The 19459-nt window shown below is 59.9% G+C and carries 18 protein-coding genes; 7 read left to right on the top strand and 11 right to left on the bottom strand.

What is annotated here, in order from left to right; genetic code table 11:
- Positions 1-40: 40 nt before the first annotated feature.
- Positions 41-961 (bottom strand): TauD/TfdA dioxygenase family protein, encoded by a 921-nt coding sequence (locus tag ACA058_RS00920; RefSeq protein ID WP_497637431.1) that lies wholly within the window; start codon positions 959-961, stop codon positions 41-43.
- Positions 962-1144: 183 nt separating this feature from the next.
- Here ACA058_RS00920 and ACA058_RS00915 point away from each other — a divergent pair, with 183 nt between their 5' ends.
- Positions 1145-2065, top strand: coding sequence for a LysR family transcriptional regulator (locus ACA058_RS00915; RefSeq protein WP_497637430.1), 921 nt, complete (start codon positions 1145-1147; stop codon positions 2063-2065).
- Between the two features lie 107 nt (positions 2066-2172).
- On the opposite strand, the gene ACA058_RS00910 is transcribed toward ACA058_RS00915, so the two are convergent.
- Positions 2173-3186 carry an ABC transporter substrate-binding protein gene (locus tag ACA058_RS00910; RefSeq protein ID WP_497637429.1) on the bottom strand — a complete coding sequence of 338 codons (1014 nt, stop codon included), beginning with the start codon at positions 3184-3186 and terminating at the stop codon, positions 2173-2175.
- A 399-nt stretch (positions 3187-3585) separates the two neighbouring features.
- On the opposite strand from ACA058_RS00910, the gene ACA058_RS00905 reads away from it, so the two are divergent.
- Genes ACA058_RS00905 through ACA058_RS00895 form a run of 3 tightly spaced genes read left to right on the top strand, consistent with a single transcriptional unit; the run spans position 3586 to position 7621 of the window.
- Positions 3586-5184, top strand: coding sequence for an ABC transporter permease (locus ACA058_RS00905; protein ID WP_497637428.1), 1599 nt, complete (start codon positions 3586-3588; stop codon positions 5182-5184).
- The gene (locus tag ACA058_RS00900) at positions 5181-5996 is read left to right on the top strand and encodes an ABC transporter ATP-binding protein (RefSeq protein WP_497637427.1); all 816 of its coding nucleotides are present in this window, start codon (positions 5181-5183) and stop codon (positions 5994-5996) included. The genes ACA058_RS00905 and ACA058_RS00900 overlap by 4 nt, the downstream gene beginning before the upstream one ends.
- A gap of 14 nt (positions 5997-6010) precedes the next feature.
- Complete coding sequence (locus ACA058_RS00895; RefSeq protein ID WP_497637426.1) at positions 6011-7621, top strand: arylsulfatase; 1611 nt, start codon at positions 6011-6013, stop codon at positions 7619-7621.
- Between the two features lie 119 nt (positions 7622-7740).
- On the opposite strand, the gene ACA058_RS00890 is transcribed toward ACA058_RS00895, so the two are convergent.
- Positions 7741-8814: a fatty acid desaturase gene (locus tag ACA058_RS00890; RefSeq protein WP_497637425.1), complete on the bottom strand. Its 1074-nt coding sequence runs from the start codon at positions 8812-8814 to the stop codon at positions 7741-7743.
- Positions 8815-8914: 100 nt separating this feature from the next.
- On the opposite strand from ACA058_RS00890, the gene ACA058_RS00885 reads away from it, so the two are divergent.
- Positions 8915-9919 carry an AraC family transcriptional regulator gene (locus ACA058_RS00885; protein ID WP_020795829.1) on the top strand — a complete coding sequence of 335 codons (1005 nt, stop codon included), beginning with the start codon at positions 8915-8917 and terminating at the stop codon, positions 9917-9919.
- A gap of 144 nt (positions 9920-10063) precedes the next feature.
- Here the strand turns inward: ACA058_RS00885 and ACA058_RS00880 are convergent, their stop codons facing one another.
- Positions 10064-10429 (bottom strand): response regulator, encoded by a 366-nt coding sequence (locus ACA058_RS00880; protein ID WP_497637424.1) that lies wholly within the window; start codon positions 10427-10429, stop codon positions 10064-10066.
- A gap of 57 nt (positions 10430-10486) precedes the next feature.
- The gene (locus tag ACA058_RS00875; RefSeq protein ID WP_497637423.1) at positions 10487-11173 is read right to left on the bottom strand and encodes a Crp/Fnr family transcriptional regulator; all 687 of its coding nucleotides are present in this window, start codon (positions 11171-11173) and stop codon (positions 10487-10489) included.
- Positions 11174-11257: 84 nt separating this feature from the next.
- Between ACA058_RS00875 and ACA058_RS00870 the strand changes: the two genes are divergently transcribed.
- Entirely contained in the window at positions 11258-11779 is a 522-nt protein-coding gene (locus ACA058_RS00870; protein ID WP_497637422.1) for an Mpo1 family 2-hydroxy fatty acid dioxygenase, read from the top strand.
- A 103-nt stretch (positions 11780-11882) separates the two neighbouring features.
- On the opposite strand, the gene ACA058_RS00865 is transcribed toward ACA058_RS00870, so the two are convergent.
- The 6 genes from ACA058_RS00865 to dibA form a co-directional block, all read right to left on the bottom strand.
- On the bottom strand, positions 11883-12872 hold the full coding sequence (locus tag ACA058_RS00865) for a sulfate/molybdate ABC transporter ATP-binding protein (RefSeq protein ID WP_497637421.1): 990 nt from the start codon (positions 12870-12872) through the stop codon (positions 11883-11885).
- A 4-nt stretch (positions 12873-12876) separates the two neighbouring features.
- Positions 12877-13749 carry a sulfate ABC transporter permease subunit CysW gene (gene cysW, locus ACA058_RS00860; RefSeq protein WP_497637420.1) on the bottom strand — a complete coding sequence of 291 codons (873 nt, stop codon included), beginning with the start codon at positions 13747-13749 and terminating at the stop codon, positions 12877-12879.
- A gap of 13 nt (positions 13750-13762) precedes the next feature.
- Complete coding sequence (gene cysT, locus ACA058_RS00855; RefSeq protein WP_053160682.1) at positions 13763-14581, bottom strand: sulfate ABC transporter permease subunit CysT; 819 nt, start codon at positions 14579-14581, stop codon at positions 13763-13765.
- A 69-nt stretch (positions 14582-14650) separates the two neighbouring features.
- On the bottom strand, positions 14651-15664 hold the full coding sequence (locus ACA058_RS00850) for a sulfate ABC transporter substrate-binding protein (protein ID WP_497637419.1): 1014 nt from the start codon (positions 15662-15664) through the stop codon (positions 14651-14653).
- A gap of 84 nt (positions 15665-15748) precedes the next feature.
- Positions 15749-15931, bottom strand: a complete 183-nt coding sequence (gene oscA / locus ACA058_RS00845) for a sulfur starvation response protein OscA (RefSeq protein ID WP_007975618.1) — start codon at positions 15929-15931, stop codon at positions 15749-15751.
- 236 nt (positions 15932-16167) lie between these two features.
- A complete protein-coding gene (gene dibA, locus ACA058_RS00840; protein WP_497637418.1) occupies positions 16168-18093 on the bottom strand; it encodes a phosphodiesterase DibA in 1926 nt (641 codons plus the stop codon).
- Between the two features lie 147 nt (positions 18094-18240).
- Between dibA and desA the strand changes: the two genes are divergently transcribed.
- Positions 18241-19425, top strand: coding sequence for a delta-9 fatty acid desaturase DesA (desA, locus tag ACA058_RS00835; RefSeq protein WP_497637417.1), 1185 nt, complete (start codon positions 18241-18243; stop codon positions 19423-19425).
- Positions 19426-19459 lie beyond the last annotated feature (34 nt).

Here is a 19459-nt window from a genome sequence, read left to right as displayed (position 1 = left end):
CAAACCCTGTGGGAGTGAGCCTGCTCGCGATGACGTCAGATCAAACGCCACCGATATCCGGCCCCTTCACGGTCTGACTGCGCTGCCCCGAAACCCCGATCGCCACTTCACCCTTGAGCGTTACGCGCCGTACCACACGGTCCTGGGTGCCATAGTCATCCACCGCGTAATGCTGGGTGGAGCGGTTGTCCCAGATCGCCACATCACCGGCCTGCCAGCGCCAGCGCACAGTGTTTTCCTGGCGGATGACGTGGCTTTGCAACAGGCCGAACAGGTGCGCCGAATCCCCTTGGGAGTAACCCTTGATGCGCTTGACGAAATGCCCCAGCAGCAAGCTTTTCTCGCCGCTGATCGGGTGCACGCGCACCACCGGATGCTCCGTCTCGTAGACGGTCGAGGTGAAGATCTTGCGGTAGCGCTCCAGCTTCTCCTCCGACACGTCTGGCTTGGCGCCTGCGTAGTCGTATTCGTTGCTGTGTACCGCCACCAGTTTGTCCGCCAGTTCGCGCAGCTCCGGTGCCAGTTCGTTATAGGCCGTAGCGGTATTTGCCCATAGGGTGTCGCCACCGAAGGCCGGCACAACCACCGAGCGCAGGATCGAGGCTTTCGGGTAGGCGTCGACGAAGGTCACGTCGGTGTGCCAGGAGTTGGCGCGCTGGCCTTGGGCACCGTCCAGCTCCAGCAGAAAACGGGTGCCGTCACGGACCGGTACGGTCGGGTGCGCCACGGGTTCGCCGAGTAGATGGGCGAAGGCTTCCTGACTCTGATCGTCGAGGTGGGCCTGCTCGCGGAAGAAGATCACTTTGTATTGCACCAGCGCCTGCTGGATCGCTTCGACGGTGTTGGCGTCCAGTTCACCAGAGAGCTTCACGCCACGGATTTCGGCACCAATCCGACCGGCCACCGGATGTATTTCAAGCGCGTGCACAGCGGGTTTTACAGCTAAAGCGGCATTGCTCATGGGTAGACCCTCGATCGGACTGCTGACGGTTGAACGGCAGCGAAACAACGCTCTATCTATATTCTATTTAGGTCTAATAGATATTCATATGCTTCGTTGACGGAATAAGAGCTTGCATTTAAAACCTCAACCAACCCTCGTCGCAAATGCCTTCGAGCTATTTTTAGGATGCCGGGAAAGCATATGGATCTTCGCCAGTTGCGTTACTTCATCGCCCTCAACGAACACCGCAGTTTCGTCCGCGCAGCGGATGCCATGGGCATTACTCAACCGGCGTTCAGCCGCAGTATCCAAGGGCTTGAGCAAGAGTTCGGCTGCGTACTGGTGGACCGTGGCAACAAGGATTTGCGCCCTACGCCCGAAGGCTTGGTGGTGTTGCAACATGCGCGCAGCCTGGTACAAGGCGCGGCCCTGCTCAGCGCCGAAGTGACGCAGATGACCAAACTCGATGCCGGTGAATTGCGCTTCGGTTGCGGACCCGCCCCGGCGGTGAAACTGGTGCCGGATGCGGTAGCGCAATTCATCAACGCGCACCCGAAAGTTCGCACCTGTTTCGAAGTGGATAACTGGGAAAAACTCAGCCGTGCCCTGAGCCGCGAAGAGATCGAATTCTTCATCGCCGATATCCGCCACTTCGAAGCCGACCCGAACTTCCAGACCCAGGCCCTGACACCCAAGCGCGGGGTGTTTTTCTGCCGTCCCGGGCATCCGCTGCTGGCCAAGGAAAGCCTGTCGACCAACGACATGTTCGACTACCCGCTGGCCACCACGCTGATTCCGCCGGGCATCCGCAAACTGCTGGCGAACCTCAGTGGGCGCATGGACTTTTCCCCGACCATCGAGACCGAGCATTTCCCGGCGCTGGTGAAAATCGTGCTGCAATCGAATGCCATTGGCGTGGGCACAGAGGAAGCGTTCGTCGAGGACATTGCCCAGGGTTCGCTGGTGCTGCTGCACTGGCGCAATCTGCCGCAGAACATCGAAAGCATGAATGCCCGGTGCGGGATTGTCAGTCGCACAGGGTTCAGGTTGTCGCCGGCGGCGCGGGCGATGATTGAGTTGTTGGTGGCGGTGGACAAACAGGAGATCGCTGTCGCGGTTTAGGGCCTCTTCGCGAGCAAGCCCGCTCCCACAGTTGATCTTCGGTGTGACGAAAATCCAATGTGGGAGCGGGCTTGCTCGCGAAGGCGCCAGTAGAGGCACCAATAATCTTAAAGTTTCGCCGCCGCCAACTCAGGCGCCACCCAGTCGCTCACCTTGAACGACTTGCGAATCAACTTCTGCTGCGAAGCCAGGTCCACCGCATCCTGCAATTTACCCAGGAACACCGGGTCCAGTGTCGACGGGAAAACCTCGCTCAATTTCTGATCCTTCAGATCCTGGGTCAGAATCACCGGTGGATAACTCGCCAGCCCCGACACCAACTGAATGTACGCTTCCTTGTTGCTGTCCTGGGTCAGCCATTGCACCGCCTGCTGCTGGGCCTTGAGCAATTTCGCCACCACCTCCGGGTGCTCGTCGACGAACTTTCCATTACCCACCAAAACAGCCTGGACACTGCCTGCGCCCCCCAGGTCCTTGGTGGTCAACGGCAACTCGGCCAGGCCTTTGGCTTGCAACGCTGTCAAATTGGAACCGCCCCACGATGCATCGATCTGCTTGGCGGCGAGCGCTGCCACTGCACCGTTGAAATCCAGGTTGATGACCTTCAGATCCTTCTCGCTCAAACCCTGGCTGGCCAGCGCTGCATCGAACGACAACTGGCTGGCAGTGCCGCGAAAGATCGCCACGCGTTTGCCCTTGAGGTCCTGCAGGGTCTTGATCCCCGAGCCCGGCACTACGCCGAGGTAATGCTTCACCCCGCGCGCAGAGGCACTCAGCACCCGCGTATCCAGGCCATTGGACTTGCCGATGATCGCAGCAAGGTCGCCGAGGTACGCCAGATCGACCTGATCGTTGGCAAAGGCTTCGTTGATCACCGGGCCTGCGCCTTTGAAGAAATTCCACTGAATCTTGATGCCCTGATCGGCAAAGGCCTTTTCGTAGATCTGCTGATCGCGCAACACATCCACCACGCCGCCTGCGCTGTGTTGAGTGCCGGCGCTGAGGTCGGGTACGGCGATGCGGATTTCCTTGAGTTCGGCGGCCTGGGCGGTGAACGCCAGCAAGCCCGCCAGAGCCGGTACGGCGAACAGGCTGATGACACGTTTGAAGGGGATGCTCATAGGTGCGGCTCCTGGGGACGACGGCGTTGAGGAGCAGAAAGTAGGCTGAATCGTGACCAGCACTTAAATACTATAAATTCACATTTTTATATCTTTTAGAACTAAGCGAGCAAGTACGAGGCCCGTGGAGCGTTATGCATAACCAGCATCGAAAATATTCTTCGAATGCATTGGATGCGTATTGGCTGGAGGCCTTAAATGGTCTCGCTTATCTCTCAATAGCATTGATGTAAGTTTTTATAGATCAATTTCGCATACACCCTAAACCCTGTGGGAGCGAGCTTGCTCGCGATGGCGATTGTTCAGTCGCCATTCTTATTCGCCTGTGACGCCGCCATCGCGAGCAAGCTCGCTCCCACAAAAGGCAGGCCTGTATTGCAACCCGACAACGGAGAACGTATGGCCCGTGTTTCCCTGCTCAGCCTGCCGCTGGACGCGCCACCGCTCGACATTCGGCGGCTTTTGCCAACACTGAGCCAGCGGCTTTTGCCCTGGCTGCTGCCACTCAGCCTGTTTGCGCTGTGGTGGCTGGCCAGCCGCAATCAGTGGATGAGTGAACAAATCCTGCCGGCGCCATCGCTGGTCTGGAACAGTGCGCTAGAGCTGGCACAGGGCGAGTTGTGGAGCCATTTGTGGATCAGCCTGCAACGCCTGTTCTGGGGGCTGCTTGCCGGGATCACCGCGGGTGCGGTATTGGGCCCCGCGCTGGGTTTCAGCCGCACGCTTGAACGACTGGTGTTCCCGACATTCGCCGGTTTGGCGCAAGTCCCGACGCTGGCGTGGATTCCACTGTTCATGGTGTTTTTCGGTATCGGCGAAGTGTTGAAGCTGGTGGTGCTGATCAAGGCCATCGTGGTGCCGGTAACCCTGCACACGTTGGTGGGCGTGCGTGATGCACAACCCAAGCTGCGTGAAGCCGCTGCGGTGCTGCGCCTGCCGCCACGATTGCTGATCCGCCGACTGGTGCTGCCCGCTGCATTGCCGGCCTTCATGGCCGGCGTTCGCCTGGCACTGGCCGCTGGCTGGACCTCACTGCTCGCCGTCGAACTGCTCGCCTCCAGCGAAGGCATCGGTTACTTGATGGTCTGGGCGCGACAGTTGTTCATGCTCGACATTGTGTTCGTCTGCATCGTCGTGATTGGCTTGATCGGTGTGGTCATGGATCGCAGCATCGGCCTGCTGGACAAAAAACTGGTGCACTGGCCGCATCCGGCCACGGCCGAAATCCGCCGTGGCCCGAGATATCAGGGCTGGCAGCGCCTGCAACCCTGGTTGCTGCCATTGGCGTTGCTGTTGTTGTGGCAACTGGCGACGAATCAGCAATGGGTCGACGCCAACATTCTGGTCAGCCCGCTGGCGGTGCTGGAAACCACCTGGAACGGTTTGCTCGACGGCACGCTGATCAGCGGCATGGCCCTGAGCCTGGGCCGCACCCTCGGCGGTCTGTTGCTCGGAGGCGGCCTCGGCTTTGCCGTGGGCTTGTTGCTGGGACTGTCGCGCACCAGCGAACGAGTACTCGGCCCGAGCCTCGCCGCACTGCGTCAGATCGCGATTTTCGCCTGGGTGCCGCTGCTCACCGCATGGTTCGGCCTGGGGGAATTGGCCAAATGGGTATTCGTCGCCCTCGCCGCGTTTTTTCCGCTGTTCATCGCCACCCAACGCAGCGTCGCCAACCTCTCGCCGCAACTGAACGAGGCCGCCCGAGTGCTGCGCCTGAATCTGCGGCAACGCCTCGGCCGACTGGTGCTGCCGGGGGCCGCGCCAGGAATTTTCGCCGGGCTCAGGTTGAGCCTGATCTACGCCTGGTTGGGCACCATCGGCGCCGAATATTTCATGCCGTCCAACGGCGGCATCGGCAGCCAGATGATCGGCGCCCAACAACTGCTGCGCATGGACCTGATCATGGCCGGCATGTTGCTGGTCGGCCTGACCGGCGCCCTGCTCAACCTCATCGGCCAACGCCTCGAAACTCGCGCCACCCGCTGGAGACACGCATGAACGCACCCATAGTCAGCTTCAACCACGTGGGCAAAACCTTCGACGTCGGCGGTTTTGAACTGGAGGCCATTCGCGAATTCAACCTGGACATTGCCGAGGGTGAATTCGTCGCGATTGTCGGCTCCAGCGGCTGTGGAAAATCCACTTTGCTGCGCCTGCTGGTGGGCTTGGATACGCAGTTTCGCGGGCAGATCAGTGTCGATGGCAAAGCCGTCACCGGCATCGGCGGCGAGCGCGGCATCGTCTTTCAGGAACACCGTTTGTTTCCCTGGCTGACGGTGACTGAGAACATCGGCCTGGGCTTGGTCAACGAGCCATTGAGCACTGATGAAAAGCAAAAGCGCATCAGTGATTTCATTGATCTGGTGGGCCTGCGCGACTTCAGCCGCGCCTATCCACATCAGCTCTCCGGTGGCATGGCGCAACGGGTGGCGATCGCTCGCGGCCTGGTGGCCAGCCCACGGATCTTGCTGCTGGACGAACCCTTCGGCGCCCTCGATGCCCTGACCCGTCAACAGATGCAGGACGAACTGCTGGCGATCCGCGCGCGGGCAAAAATCACCACGATTCTGGTCACCCACGATGTCGAGGAAGCGATCTTCCTCGCCGACCGCGTCGTGGTGATGGAGCCGCGTCCCGGACGCATCAAGCAAGTGGTCGACATCGCCCTGCCCCATCCTCGCCTGCGCAGCAGTTTCGACTTCCACCAACTGCGCGAAGAACTGCTGCACGAACTCACCAGCGACGACCACTACCAACCACCGGTACCGGTGCAGGTGCGCGATCTGCCGCTGTCCTTCATTGCCTGCTGAACAGGAGATTCTTGATGCCGCAACGTCCCAACTTTCTGGTGATCCTGGCCGATGACCTGGGCTTTTCCGATATCGGCGCATTCGGCGGCGAGATCGCCACGCCGAACCTCGATGCCCTGGCCAACAACGGCCTGCGCCTGACCGATTTCCACACCGCGCCCACCTGCTCGCCGACCCGCTCGATGCTGCTGACCGGCACCGATCACCATATCGCCGGCATCGGCACCATGGCAGAAGCATTGACGCCGGACCTGATCGGCAAACCCGGTTACGAGGGGTATCTGAACGACCGCGTCGTCGCCTTGCCCGAGTTGCTGCGCGAGGCGGGTTACCAGACGTTGATGAGCGGCAAATGGCATCTGGGCCTGACCGCTGAACTGGCGCCCCATGCCCGGGGTTTCGAGCGTTCGTTCTCGCTGCTGCCGGGCGCCGCCAACCATTACGGGTTCGAGCCGACCTACGACGAACACACGCCGGGCCTGCTGAAATCCACCCCGGCGCTGTACATCGAAGACGATCAATTCATCGATGAATTGCCGAAGGATTTCTATTCCTCCGATGCCTTCGGCGACAAGCTGCTGCAATACCTCAAGGAGCGCGATCAGACCCGGCCGTTCTTCGCTTATCTGCCGTTTTCCGCGCCGCACTGGCCGTTGCAAGCACCTGCCGATGTGGTCGAGAAATATCACGGCCGCTATGACGCAGGTCCAGAAGTGCTGCGCCTGGAACGCCTGGAAAAACTCAAGACCCTGGGGCTGATCGACGCCGATGTAGAACCGCATCCGCTGATCCAGCTCAGCGCCCAATGGGACGCCTTGAGCGACGAACAACGACAGATTTCCGCACGGGCCATGGAGGTGTATGCGGCGATGGTCGAGCGCATGGACTGGAACATCGGTCGCGTCGTCGACTACCTGCGCAACCAGGGGCAACTGGACAACACGTTCATCCTGTTCATGTCCGATAACGGCGCCGAAGGTGCGCTGCTGGAGGCGTTCCCGAAATTCGGCCCGGAGCTGCTGACCTACCTCAACCAGCATTACGACAACAGCCTGGACAACATTGGCCGCGCCAACTCGTACGTCTGGTACGGGCCGAACTGGGCGCAAGTGGCGACCGCGCCTTCGCGGCTGTTCAAGGCGTTCACTACCGAAGGTGGCATTCGGGTGCCGGCGCTGGTGCATTACCCGCAACTGCTGCTCAAGGGGCAGATCAGCCATGGGTTCGGCACGGTGATGGACATCACGCCGACCATTCTCGACCTCGCCGGGGTGCGTCATCCGGGCAAACAATGGCGCGGCAAGCCAGTGGCGCAGTTGCGTGGAAAGTCGTGGCTGGGGTTTCTGTCGGGCGAAACGGCGCAGGTGCATGACGAGCACACCGTGACAGGTTGGGAGTTGTTTGGGCGGCGGGCGATTCGCCAGGGGCAATGGAAAGCGGTTTACATCCCGGGGCCGGTGGGGCCGGCGACTTGGCAGCTATATGATTTGGGCAGCGATCCGGGGGAGATTCATGATCTGGCGCTGAGCCAGCCCGAGAAGCTCGACTTGCTGATTGAGCATTGGCAGAAATATGTGGAGGAGACTGGGGTGATTTTGAGTGAGTCGCCGTTTCAGCCGGATTAGTAGTGACTGAACTACAGCTATCGCGAGCAGGCTCGCTCCCACAGTAGATCTTGGTTGTTCACAGATTTGTGTTCACTGAAGATCAAATTGTGGGAGCGAGCCTGCTCGCGATGAGGCCATCAGACGCGCACACCCTCTACGGTTTCACCCTGAACTTCCTCCCCGCGCACAAACCGGTTCGCCCGCGCAAACGTCCCGAAATCATTGAACCGCACCCCCATCTCACGCATCACCTTATGCGCCACCGGCACGGTCATCTGGCGGATGTAGAACGGTTCCTTCACCACAAAGTGATGAATGCCATGGCTGCTACCGAAGTTGAAGCAGAACGCCTGCAACGGCCACAGCCACCAAGCGTTCAGCACCTGGCACTGCTGCATCACGTTCCCCTGCTCGATGTCACCGTAGTAGTGCATGTTCGAGCTGATGAAGTGCAGGCAAAAGGTGCGCAGCACGTTCGGGCCGATGATCACCACCGCGGCGATATCGATCACGCTCATCACCGATAACGTGGTCGCCGACCACTCAATCGGCGCACCCAGCAAGTGGGCGATGCCGTTGGCGGCATGAAAGCCGAGAAACACATACCAAGCGCCCCAATGCACCAGCGCCAGCGGTGCGTAGACCTTCAGGGTGCGCTGGATGATGCTGAACTTCATCGCCCAGGTCTTGGCCCGCAGCATGCGGATGAACGACGACATGATGTTGTCGCCAATCATCAACAACCGCGCGAAACCCCAAGGCTCGCCGTTGGTGATGGCGCGCTCTTCCATGTCGGTCTCGGAGCCGGAGACCTTGTGGTGATTGAGGTGCAGGTGACGACGAATCCATGGATTGATCGTGCTCGGACGCGCCAGCCAGACCAGGCCCATCATCAGGTTGTGCGGAACCCGCTGCTTGCGGAAGTACATGCTGTGAATCAGGTCGTGCTCAAGTTCGTGGGTCAAGGAAGCGAAAAAAGCATTGAGCAGCAAGCACACCCACCAGGCCATGTGGCCCTCGATGTAGAGCGCCGCCGAACCGATCATCCCGGCCAGCGCGAAGGCCAGAATGCCCGCGCCCAAGGCGTCCTGATGCTTGAGAACCGGGTAACGCTGGCGCAGTTCGACGCCCTTGGCCAGCACCACTTCGCGAATATGCGCTGATCGCGCAGCTGCATTCAGTCGCTGGGGACTTGCAGAAGTACCTTGCATGCTTCCATCCTCTGGTTATTGATGTTCGCATCCTGCCCGCTTCACACGCCTGGAGCGGTAGCCGAGAACGCCAACCTGTTGACCGGAAGCGCCAATCAGCATGACTGAACCGACCTCCCTCGCCAGCTGGACCCGCGCCCTGCGCAAGCAACTTGACGCCCTGGGCCTCGACAGCACAGCCCTGTGCCAGCAAGCTGGGCTCGACCCGCAACTGATGGACGACCCGAACGCCCGTTATCCGTTGTCCGGCACCACGCGCCTGTGGGAAATCGCGGTGCAGGTCAGCGGCGACCCGGCGATTGGCCTGCGCGTCTCGCGCTTCGTCAGCCCTACTACCTTCCACGCGCTCGGTTATGCACTGGTGGCCAGCGGCAGCTTGCGGGAAGTCTTCGAGCGCATCGTGCGCTATCACCAGGTGGTCAGTGACGCCCTGGAACTGGAACTGACCCGCTGCGATGACCGCTACTGTTTCCATCTGAAAATTCCGCCAGGCAATCCGGCCCCGGCCTTCGAAGCCATCGATGCCTTCGTGGCGATTTATGTGCGCACTTGTCGCAATCGCCTCGGCCGCGACTATGCACCGCTGGCGGTGTACTTGCGTCGCCCTGAGCCGGCGGACCCGCACCAATGGCACAAGGTATTTCGCTCACCGGTGTATTTCGCCACCGGGGAGGATCGGCTGGAATTCGCGCTGTCTGATTTCGACAGTCACCTGGACGACGCCAATCCGGAACTGGCCGAACACAACGAAACCGTGCTCAACCGCACCCTGGCGCAACTTAAACCACTGACGTGGGAGCGCAAGGTCCGCGATGCCATTGAAGAGCAATTGCCGGAAGGCGAACCCAGCGCCGAACACATCGCCAAGGCTCTGCACCTGAGCCTGCGCAGCCTGCAACGGCACCTGGCGGATGAGGGTTGTCGGTTCGATACGCTGCTCAACGAAAGCCGCGAAAACCTGGCGTTGCTGCACCTGCGTGATCCGCAATGCTCATTGAGTGAGATCAGCTATTTGCTGGGGTTTGCCGATACCAGCAGTTTCAGCCGCGCGTTCAAGCGCTGGACCGGGATGACGCCGGGGCAGTTTCGGGATGGGTTGCGGTGATTGATCCGGGAGGTGGGTTGTCTTGTCTGGCCTCTTCGCGAGCAGGCTCGCTCCCACAGTTGACCGAGTTGTTCAGGCTGACACGGTCTAATGTGGGAGCGAGCCTGCTCGCGAAGAGGCCCGGACAGGCACCAGAGAAACCGCTCAGCGCCCCTGACCCCGCCGCAGCAATTTGCGCACCCGCGCCACCAGCTCACTCACGGCAAACGGCTTGAGCAGGTAATCCTCCTCATGCAACTCCAACCCACGCAGGCGATCCTCGATGCCGTCCGTGGTGGTGAGGAACAGCACAGGGGTTTCGCCGAGCTTGCGGATCTGTTGCAGCAACTGCCAACCATTGAGCCCCGGCAGCATGACGTCGAGAATGATCAGCTCATATTGGCCATCCTCGATAAAGCGCCGGCCGTCCATACCGTTGACCGCCACATCCACCGCAAAGCTCGCCTCACTCAAGCCATTGGCCAGGAGTTTGGCGGTCTCGGGTTCATCTTCCACTAGCAGTACACGCATGGCACACCTCGATTGTCGTTCGGACAGGCTAGGCGTGTTCGCGGGTAAAGCCCACCATTAAACGACAACCAACGCTCGCAACCGTTGCGCATCGAGGATTTCGATCTCGCCATAACCGAGACTCAATATCCCCTGCCCCTGCAAATCCTTGAGGATCTGGTTGGTGGTCTGCCGTGACAGCGACAACATTGAAGCAAGCTGCTCTTGCGGCAGTTGCAGGACGCGGCGCGGCTCGTCGATTTCGCCATAACCTTCGGCGATCATCAGCAAGCGATGCGCCAGCCGCGTCGGGGCCGGCATCAGGCTCATCTGTTCGAGATTGATGAAGGTCAGGCGCAGTTTCTGGCTCATCAGCAACGCCAGTTGCCGCCAGTGCACCGGCTGTTCGTCCAGCATCGCCAGCAGCGCGGTTTGCGGGATGTGCAACAGCGTACACGGGCCCAGGCCGAACGCATCGTGGGTACGTGGCTGGCCATCGAACAGGCAGATTTCGCCGAACCAGTGTGGCGCCTCCACCAGGCTCAGCAACGCCTCTTTGCCCTGCTCGTTCACAGCGCCGATACGCACCGCGCCTTCGAGTACCGCGTACAGGCCACAGGGCTGATCGCCGCGCTGGAACAAGCGCTGACCGGCTGATAACCGCCGCAACTTGGCGGCTGCCAGCAGACTATCCTGTAGGGAAACAGGCAAATGACTGAACCACTGACCGCGCAACAGGCGTGGACGCCAGTCCTGGATATCCATGAAAACTCCTAGAGATTGTCGCCTGGCTGACAGAGCGAGAAACGGCCCCGAGGCATGATCGTTCACCCTACAGGAGGAACAACAATGAAAAAAAGCCTCGTTGACCATCTCAGTCAATACGCCGCCTACCACCGTGATCCGCGCAACATCGCCACCCATTTCGTTGGGATCCCGCTGATTGTGGTTGCGGTGGCGGTGTTGCTGTCTCGTCCGCAATGGGCCGGGGGCTGGCTTTCACCGGCGGTGCTGGTAGCGCTGGCATCGGCGTGGTTCTACCTGCGCCTGGAGTTGCGCCTGGGGGTGCTGATGACGGTGTTGCTCGGTCTGTGTGTCTGGGCGGGTCATGTATTGGCGCAGCAAAGCACAATCGTCTGGCTGGCCAGCGGCATCGGTATGTTTGTGGTGGGCTGGGCGATTCAGTTTGTCGGCCATCACTATGAAGGGCGCAAACCGGCGTTTGTCGATGATGTGACGGGGTTGATTGTCGGGCCGTTGTTTGTGGTGGTTGAGCTGGCGTTTTTGCTGGGATTGCGGCATGCGCTGAAAGAGCAGATCGAGGCGCGGGCGGGGGGTGTGCGGGTCAATCCGAAGCGTGCCGCTATATAGATCGCAATCGCGAGCAAGCTCGCTCCCACAGGGATCTGCGTCATTCACAAATCCAATGTGGGAGTGAGCTTGCTCCGGGCGGCGCTCCGACGATGCTTTTGATTTAAATATTCGCGACTTTCTGCCAGACCTTCGGCTTGAAGAACAACGTCTCGCCCTTGGCCAATCCGATCAGGCTGTCGTGATCCTTCACCACTTCGGCCTCGATCAAATCAGTCTGTCCTTCAACCTTCAGCGTCACCCGCGTCGTCGCGCCCAACGGACGGATATCCCGCACCTCAGCCGCGTGGTGATCCTCAAGCTCATGCCGCGACAGCGACACCTCGTGCGGACGGAACAGCACGTGATTGTCTTCGCCCAGATGCAGACGATTCGAGTCCCCCAAGAAGTGATAAACGAAATCGCTCGCCGGGTTTTCGTAGACGTCGCCCGGTGAGCCGATCTGCTCGATCACGCCCTTGTTCATCACCACGATACGGTCGGCGACTTCCATCGCCTCTTCCTGGTCGTGGGTCACGAACACCGACGTCAGGTTGATGTCTTCATGCAGGCGCGCCAGCCAGCGACGCAGCTCTTTACGGACCTTGGCATCGAGAGCGCCGAAGGGTTCATCGAGCAGCAGCACTTTCGGTTCCACCGCCAGTGCACGGGCCAAGGCAATACGCTGACGCTGGCCACCGGAGAGTTGTTCCGGATAGCGATCCGACAACCAATCCAGCTGCACCATGTTTAGTAGTTCGTGCACCTTGGTCGCGATCTGGCTTTCGCTCGGGCGCTGGTTTTTCGGCTTCATGCGCAGGCCGAACGCGACGTTGTCGAACACCGTCATGTGGCGGAACAAGGCGTAGTGCTGGAACACGAAACCGACGTTGCGATCACGCACGTCGTGACCGGAAACGTCTTCGCCGTGGAACACGATGTTGCCCTTATCAGGGGTTTCCAGGCCGGCGATGATCCGCAGCAGCGTGGTCTTGCCGCAACCGGACGGGCCGAGCAGCGCCACCAGCTCACCGCTATGAATGTCCAGGCTGATGTCATTCAGCGCCTTGAACGCATTGAAATTCTTGCTGACGTTACGCACTTCGATCGACATGAATTCATTCCTCCGCGGCGCTGGCGCGCAGGCGGTTAATACGGTTTTCGCTCCACTGCTTGGCCAGCAGGATGAAGAGCGCCAGGATCAGCAACAGGCTCGCCACAGCGAACGCGGCCACGTGGTTGTATTCGTTGTAGAGGATCTCGACGTGCAGCGGCAAGGTGTTGGTCACCCCGCGAATGTGCCCGGAAACCACCGACACCGCACCGAATTCACCCATGGCCCGGGCGGTACAGAGCACCATGCCGTAGATCAGGCCCCATTTGATGTTGGGTACGGTGACGTGCCAGAACATCTGCCAGCCATTGGCCCCGAGCAAACGCGCGGCCTCCTCTTCCTGAGTGCCCTGTTCCTGCATCAGTGGGATCAGTTCACGGGCCACGAACGGCACGGTGACGAAAATCGTCGCCAGCACGATGCCCGGCAAGGCGAAGACGATCTGGATGTCGTGATCCTGCAGCCATGGCCCGAAGATCCCTTGGGCGCCGAACATCAGCACGTAGACCAGGCCGGCGATGACTGGCGACACCGAGAACGGCAGGTCGATCAGGGTCACCAGCATACTCTTGCCGCGGAACGAATATTTGCTCACGCACCAGGCGGCGCTGACACCGAACACCAGGTTCAGCGGCACCGAAATCGCCACGGCGATCACCGTGAGCTTCAGTGCCGACAGCGCGTCCGGTTCAAAGATCGCAGTGAAGAATGCGCCGAGGCCATTTTTCAAACCCTGGGACACCACGATAAACAGCGGCAGCAACAGGAACAGCGCAAAAATCAGCCAGCCAAGGCCGATCAGGATTCGCCGCGAAGTTGCACTGCCACGGCGGGCAGCGTTGGCCGAAGAGGCGGCAGCAATAGACGATTGGGACATTGTTCGCGCCTCCTTAAGGGGTTTCGATGCGCCGCTGCAGCAAGTTGATCAGCAGCAACAGAATGAAGGAAACCACCAGCATCAGTACACCAATGGAGGTAGCGCCGGTGTAATCGTATTGGTCGAGCTTGACCATGATCAGCAGCGGCAGGATCTCGGTTTTCATCGGCATGTTGCCGGCGATGAAAATCACTGAACCGTACTCGCCGACCCCGCGGGCAAAGGCCAGGGCGAAACCGGTCAACCAGGCTGGCAGCAGCGCCGGCACCAGGATATGACGGAAAACCTGCAAAGGTTTTGCACCCAGACACGCCGCCGCTTCTTCCACTTCACGGGGAATATCGGCCAGTACCGGCTGTACCGTACGTACCACGAATGGAAGTGTCACAAAAGTGAGGGCGAGGGTGATGCCCAGGGGGGTGTAGGCGATCTTGAAACCCAGATCCGCTGCAAACTGACCCACCAGACCGGTGGGGGTGTACAACGCGGTCAGCGCAATACCGGCCACGGCGGTGGGTAATGCGAAAGGCAAGTCGATCATTGCATCGATGACTTTGCGTCCAGGGAAGGTATAGCGCACCAGCACCCAGGCCAGCAGCGTGCCGATGATGCCGTTGATGATCGCGGCGTACAGGGCGGTGCCGAAGCTCAGCTTCAACGCCGCCAGCACCCGTGGCGCCGAGATGATTGCCCAGAACTGATCCCAGGTGAGTTGAGCGGCATGCACGAACATCGCCGCCAGTGGTATGAGCACAATCAGGCTGAGGTACACCAAGGTGTAGCCCAGCGTCAGCCCGAAGCCGGGTATGACGGGGGAGATACGACGCGACATAAAAGTCCTTGGTTGAGAATGCACAAAGCCTCGAATCGCGATCCGAGGCTCCTTGATGGCTATTTAAGATTACTGCGCCTGGTAGATCTGGTCGAATACGCCGCCGTCGTTGAAGAATTTCGGCTGCGCGGTTTTCCAGCCGCCGAAGTCTTTGTCGATGGTTACCAGGTCCAGTTTCGGGAACTGCTGGGCGTATTTGGAAGCGATATCCTTGTCACGTGGACGATAGAAGTTTTTCGCCGCGATTTCCTGGCCGGCCGGGCTGTACAGGTGCTTGAGGTAGGCTTCGGCGATCTGCTCGTTGCCCTTTTTCTCGGCGTTCTTGTCGACCACGGCCACTGGAGGCTCGGCAAGGATCGACAGCGAAGGCACGACGATCTCGAACTTGTCGGCGCCGCCATCTTCTTTCAGGGCCAGGAACGCTTCATTTTCCCAGGCCAGCAACACGTCACCCTGACCGTTGTTGACGAAGGTAATGGTCGAACCACGAGCACCGGTGTCCAGCACAGGCACGTGCTTGAACAGGGTTTGCACGTATTCCTTGGCCTTGGCTTCGTCACCACCGTTGGCTTTCAGGCCATAAGCCCAGGCGGCGAGGAAGTTCCAGCGCGCACCGCCGGAGGTTTTCGGGTTCGGGGTGATCACCGATACGTCATTCTTGACCAGGTCGCCCCAGTCCTTGATGCCTTTAGGGTTGCCCTTGCGCACCAGGAACACGATGGTCGAGGTGTATGGCGTGCTGGCTTCCGGCAGACGCTTCTGCCAGTCGGCCGGCAAGGTCTTGCCGAGCTTGGCGATTTCATCGATGTCGCCGGCCAGAGCCAAGGTCACCACGTCGGCGCGCAGGCCATCGATCACCGCCCGACCCTGTTTGCCCGAGCCACCGTGAGACTGCTGGATTTTCACGCTGTCGCCGGCGTGGTCCTTCTGCCAGAACTTGATGAACTCGGCGTTGTAGTCCTGGTACAGCTCGCGGGTCGGATCGTACGACACGTTGAGCAATTCGTAATCCTTGGCAACGGCGGAACCGGCAAACAGGGCACTGGCCAGGGCGGCCAAAGCGAAATGGCGAATCGACGACATGGTGAAAGCTCCTGGAATTCTATTTGTGTTGGCTAGTTCTTATGGATTTCTGGAATCGGGGTGTCGGTTCAAGGATCTTTCGCTTCAGCCCGGTTTATTGCCCGGTTGCTGCAAGCGGAATTTTTCCTTGCGTTCGATCTGGACCACCTGGGCGTTGTGCACGGTGATTTCCACCGCGCCAAACCGCAGATCGCGCAGGGCGCTCTGGATTTCGCGCAGGATGGTCGCTTCGTCCTGGCCGTCAACGCTACGTAGAGATGCGCTCATGGTGCTGCTCCTTCGACTGAGAGGTCGCCTGGCAGTGGCGGCACTGCTTGCGGCGTGAGACCAATAGTAGAGAGGCGCGGATATTCTTAAAAAGACTATTTAAGAATGTTTATATAACTAGAAGACTGATCGTTCCCATGCTCCGCGTGGGAATGCCGCCCGGGACGCTCTGCGTCCCTGATCGCAGGGTGCCGGGGAGCGTCACTGGATGCATTCCACGCGGAGCGTGAGAACGATCAGCGCGGGAAAATAACTGGCGCCCGAGCCCAATCCAATGAAGCCGCCGGCACCGGCCGCCCAAACCAATACCCCTGCCCCAGGTGACTGCCGTGTTCGAGCAGGAACGCCGCCTGCTCGACCTGCTCGATGCCTTCGGCTTGCACCTGCATGCCCATGCTCTGCGCCAAGGCGATGATGATCCGCACAATGGCCGCGTCGTCCTCGTCCCACGGCAACCCGGCGACAAAGCCCTGATCGATCTTGAGTTTCTGTACCGGTAAGCGCTTGAGCCGCAACAGCGACGAATAACCGGTGCCGAAATCATCGATGGCCAGTTGCACACCCAATTCACGTAGTCGGTGCATTTGCTCAAGCGCGACCTCTGGATCTTCCATCACCGCGCTCTCGGTGACTTCCAGCTCCAGGCAGGCCGGGTCCAAGCCGGTTTCGCGCAGTACCTGCGCAACCTGTTGGTACAACTCGCGGCCGGCGAACAGACGCGATGAAACATTCACCGCGACAAACGACAACTCCACGCCAGCCTGCTGCCACTGGCACATCTGCTCGCAGGCCTGGCGCATCACCCAGGCGTCGATCCGGGCGATCAGCCCGGTGCGCTCGGCAACAGGAATAAATTGCGCAGGCGACACCAGGCCGCGCTGCGGATGCTCCCAGCGCACCAACGCCTCGACGCCGACCAGGCGACAGGTCTTGAGATCGTGAACAGGCTGGTAAAACACGCGCAGTTCGTTTTGCTCAAGGGCCCGGCGCAGTTCAGAGGCGGTCTCGACCCGCTGCCGGGCATGGGCCGTCAACTCTTCGGTGTACAGGGCATAGCCATTGCGCCCGCCGCTCTTGGCCTTGAACAGCGCCGAGTCGGCGTTGCGCAACAACTGCTCGGCAGTCAATGCATCACTGGGGAACAGGCTGATACCGATACTGGCGTTGATGAACAGCCGATGCCCGTGAATGTCGAAAGCCTCCTTGAGGCCCTCCATGATCCGCTGGGCCAGCGGCGCGGCCTGCATCAGTTGCGGACAGCTTTCGGCCAGCACGGCGAACTCATCGCCACCCAGGCGCGCCAAGGTGACTCCAGGGTCGAACATGGCACGCAAGCGTTCGGCCACCGCCTTGAGCAACTGGTCACCCATCGTATGCCCGAGGCTGTCGTTGATCATCACGAAGTGATCCAGATCGATCATCAGCAATGCGCACCCACGCTTGTGGATCTGCGCCGATGCCAGGGCTTGCGTGGCGCGGTCGGTGAACAGCAGGCGATTGGGCAGGCCGGTGAGCGGATCGTGATGAGCCAGGTGCCTCAACTCATGTTCCGAGTCCTTGATCGCGCTGATATCTGAAAACACCGCCACGAAATGACTACGACGACCCTGGTCGTCGTGAATGATGCGGATGGTCTGCCATTGCGGGTAGATTTCGCCGCTTTTGCGGCGGTTCCAGATTTCCCCACTCCATTCACCGACGCTGTCGAGCGTGGCGAACATCGCTTGATAGAAAGCGGGTGGATGATGCCCTGACTTGAACAGACTGGGTTGGCGCCCCAGCACTTCTTCACGCAGATAGCCGGTGATCGACATGAAGGCGCGGTTCACATGCACGATCAGCCCTTGAGGATCGGTGACCAACACGCCTTCACGGGTGCAATCGAACACGGCGGCCGCCTGGCGCAGACGCTCGCGGTCTTCGTTTCGCTCACGCAATTTCGCGCCGCCACCCAGGCAACGCAACAGTCGCGTCCGGGCAACGAAGATCAAGCCGGCGCTAAACACCATCCATGCATAACCGTTGATCAGTTGCCAGCGTAAGCGCTCGGCCGAGTTATCGAATAAACTGCTCAATAAATGGTCACTGAGCTGCGTCCAGGCCACGGAAATCAGCAGGTAGAGCAGCGCTGTACGCACAGCATCGAGATAGCTAGCAGACATAAGGCTGTCCATATCCCTACGAAAAGGTCGGGATTATAGTTGAAAGACACATCCAGCCACTCTTATCTGAAAGGGCGACTGGTTTTATCTGTGGGCTTAGTGATAATGCTACGGCTGTTTTTTCCTTTATCGAGGGCCCTATAGTCTATGTGGTACGAAGGTTTTCTCGGCTTGTCGCCCTGGTCACTGGTGGCAGTCACCCTGCTGATGACCCATGTCACGATCATCGGCGTCACGGTCTATCTGCACCGTTACTCAGCCCATCGCTCGCTTGAGTTGAATGCTGGCCTGAAACATTTCTTCCGCTTCTGGCTGTGGTTGACCACGGCGCAGAACACCCGCGAGTGGACCGCCATCCACCGCAAGCATCACGCCAAATGCGAAACCGTCGATGACCCGCACAGCCCGGTGATCAAGGGTTTGTCGACCGTTTTGCGCAAAGGCGCCGAGCTGTACCGCGCTGAAGCGGAAAACCCCGAGACCTTGCGCATCTACGGCAAGAACTGCCCCGATGACTGGATCGAACGCAACGTCTACACCCGTTTTCCACTGCTGGGTGTGGCGATCATGGGCGTTATCGACCTGCTGCTGTTCGGCACCATCGGCATCACCATCTGGGCCATCCAGATGATGTGGATCCCGGTGTGGGCCGCCGGTGTGGTCAATGGCCTGGGCCATGCCGTCGGCTACCGCAACTTCGAGTGCCGCGATGCGGCGACCAACCTGGTGCCCTGGGGCATCCTGATCGGTGGTGAAGAGCTGCATAACAACCATCACACCTACCCTAACTCGGCAAAACTGTCGGTGAAGAAGTGGGAGTTCGATCTGGGCTGGGCCTGGATTCAAGTGTTCAGCTTCCTGCGCCTGGCCAAGGTCCAGCGGGTCGCGCCGATTGCCCACCGTGTCGAAGGCAAGGGCAACCTGGACATGGACACCGCCATGGCGATCCTCAACAACCGCTTCCAGATCATGGCCCAGTACCGCAAGCTGGTGATCGGGCCGCTGGTCAAGCAAGAGCTGGAAAAGGTCGATCACTCGGTCCGCCACCAGTTCCACCGCGCCAAGCGTTTGCTCTCGCGGGAAACCAGCCTGCTGGACGACAAGCACCATGTACGCATCCAGACCATGCTCGAGCACAGCCACGCGCTGAAGGTAATCTACGAGAAACGCCTGGCCTTGCAGCAGATCTGGGTCAAGACCAGCTCAAATGGCCACGACATGCTGGCCGCTATCAAGGATTGGATACACGAAGCCGAAGCCAGCGGGATTCAATCGCTGCGTGACTTCGCCGATCAGTTGAAAACCTATTCCCTGCGTCCAAGCGCTGCCTGATACCGTTGATCGGTGCGCCCTTTGCCCGGGCGCA

The organism is Pseudomonas sp. LBUM1649 (assembly GCF_059716155.1).
Note: the sequence above shows the minus strand (reverse complement) of the source record. Positions and strands in the feature narration are given on the sequence as shown.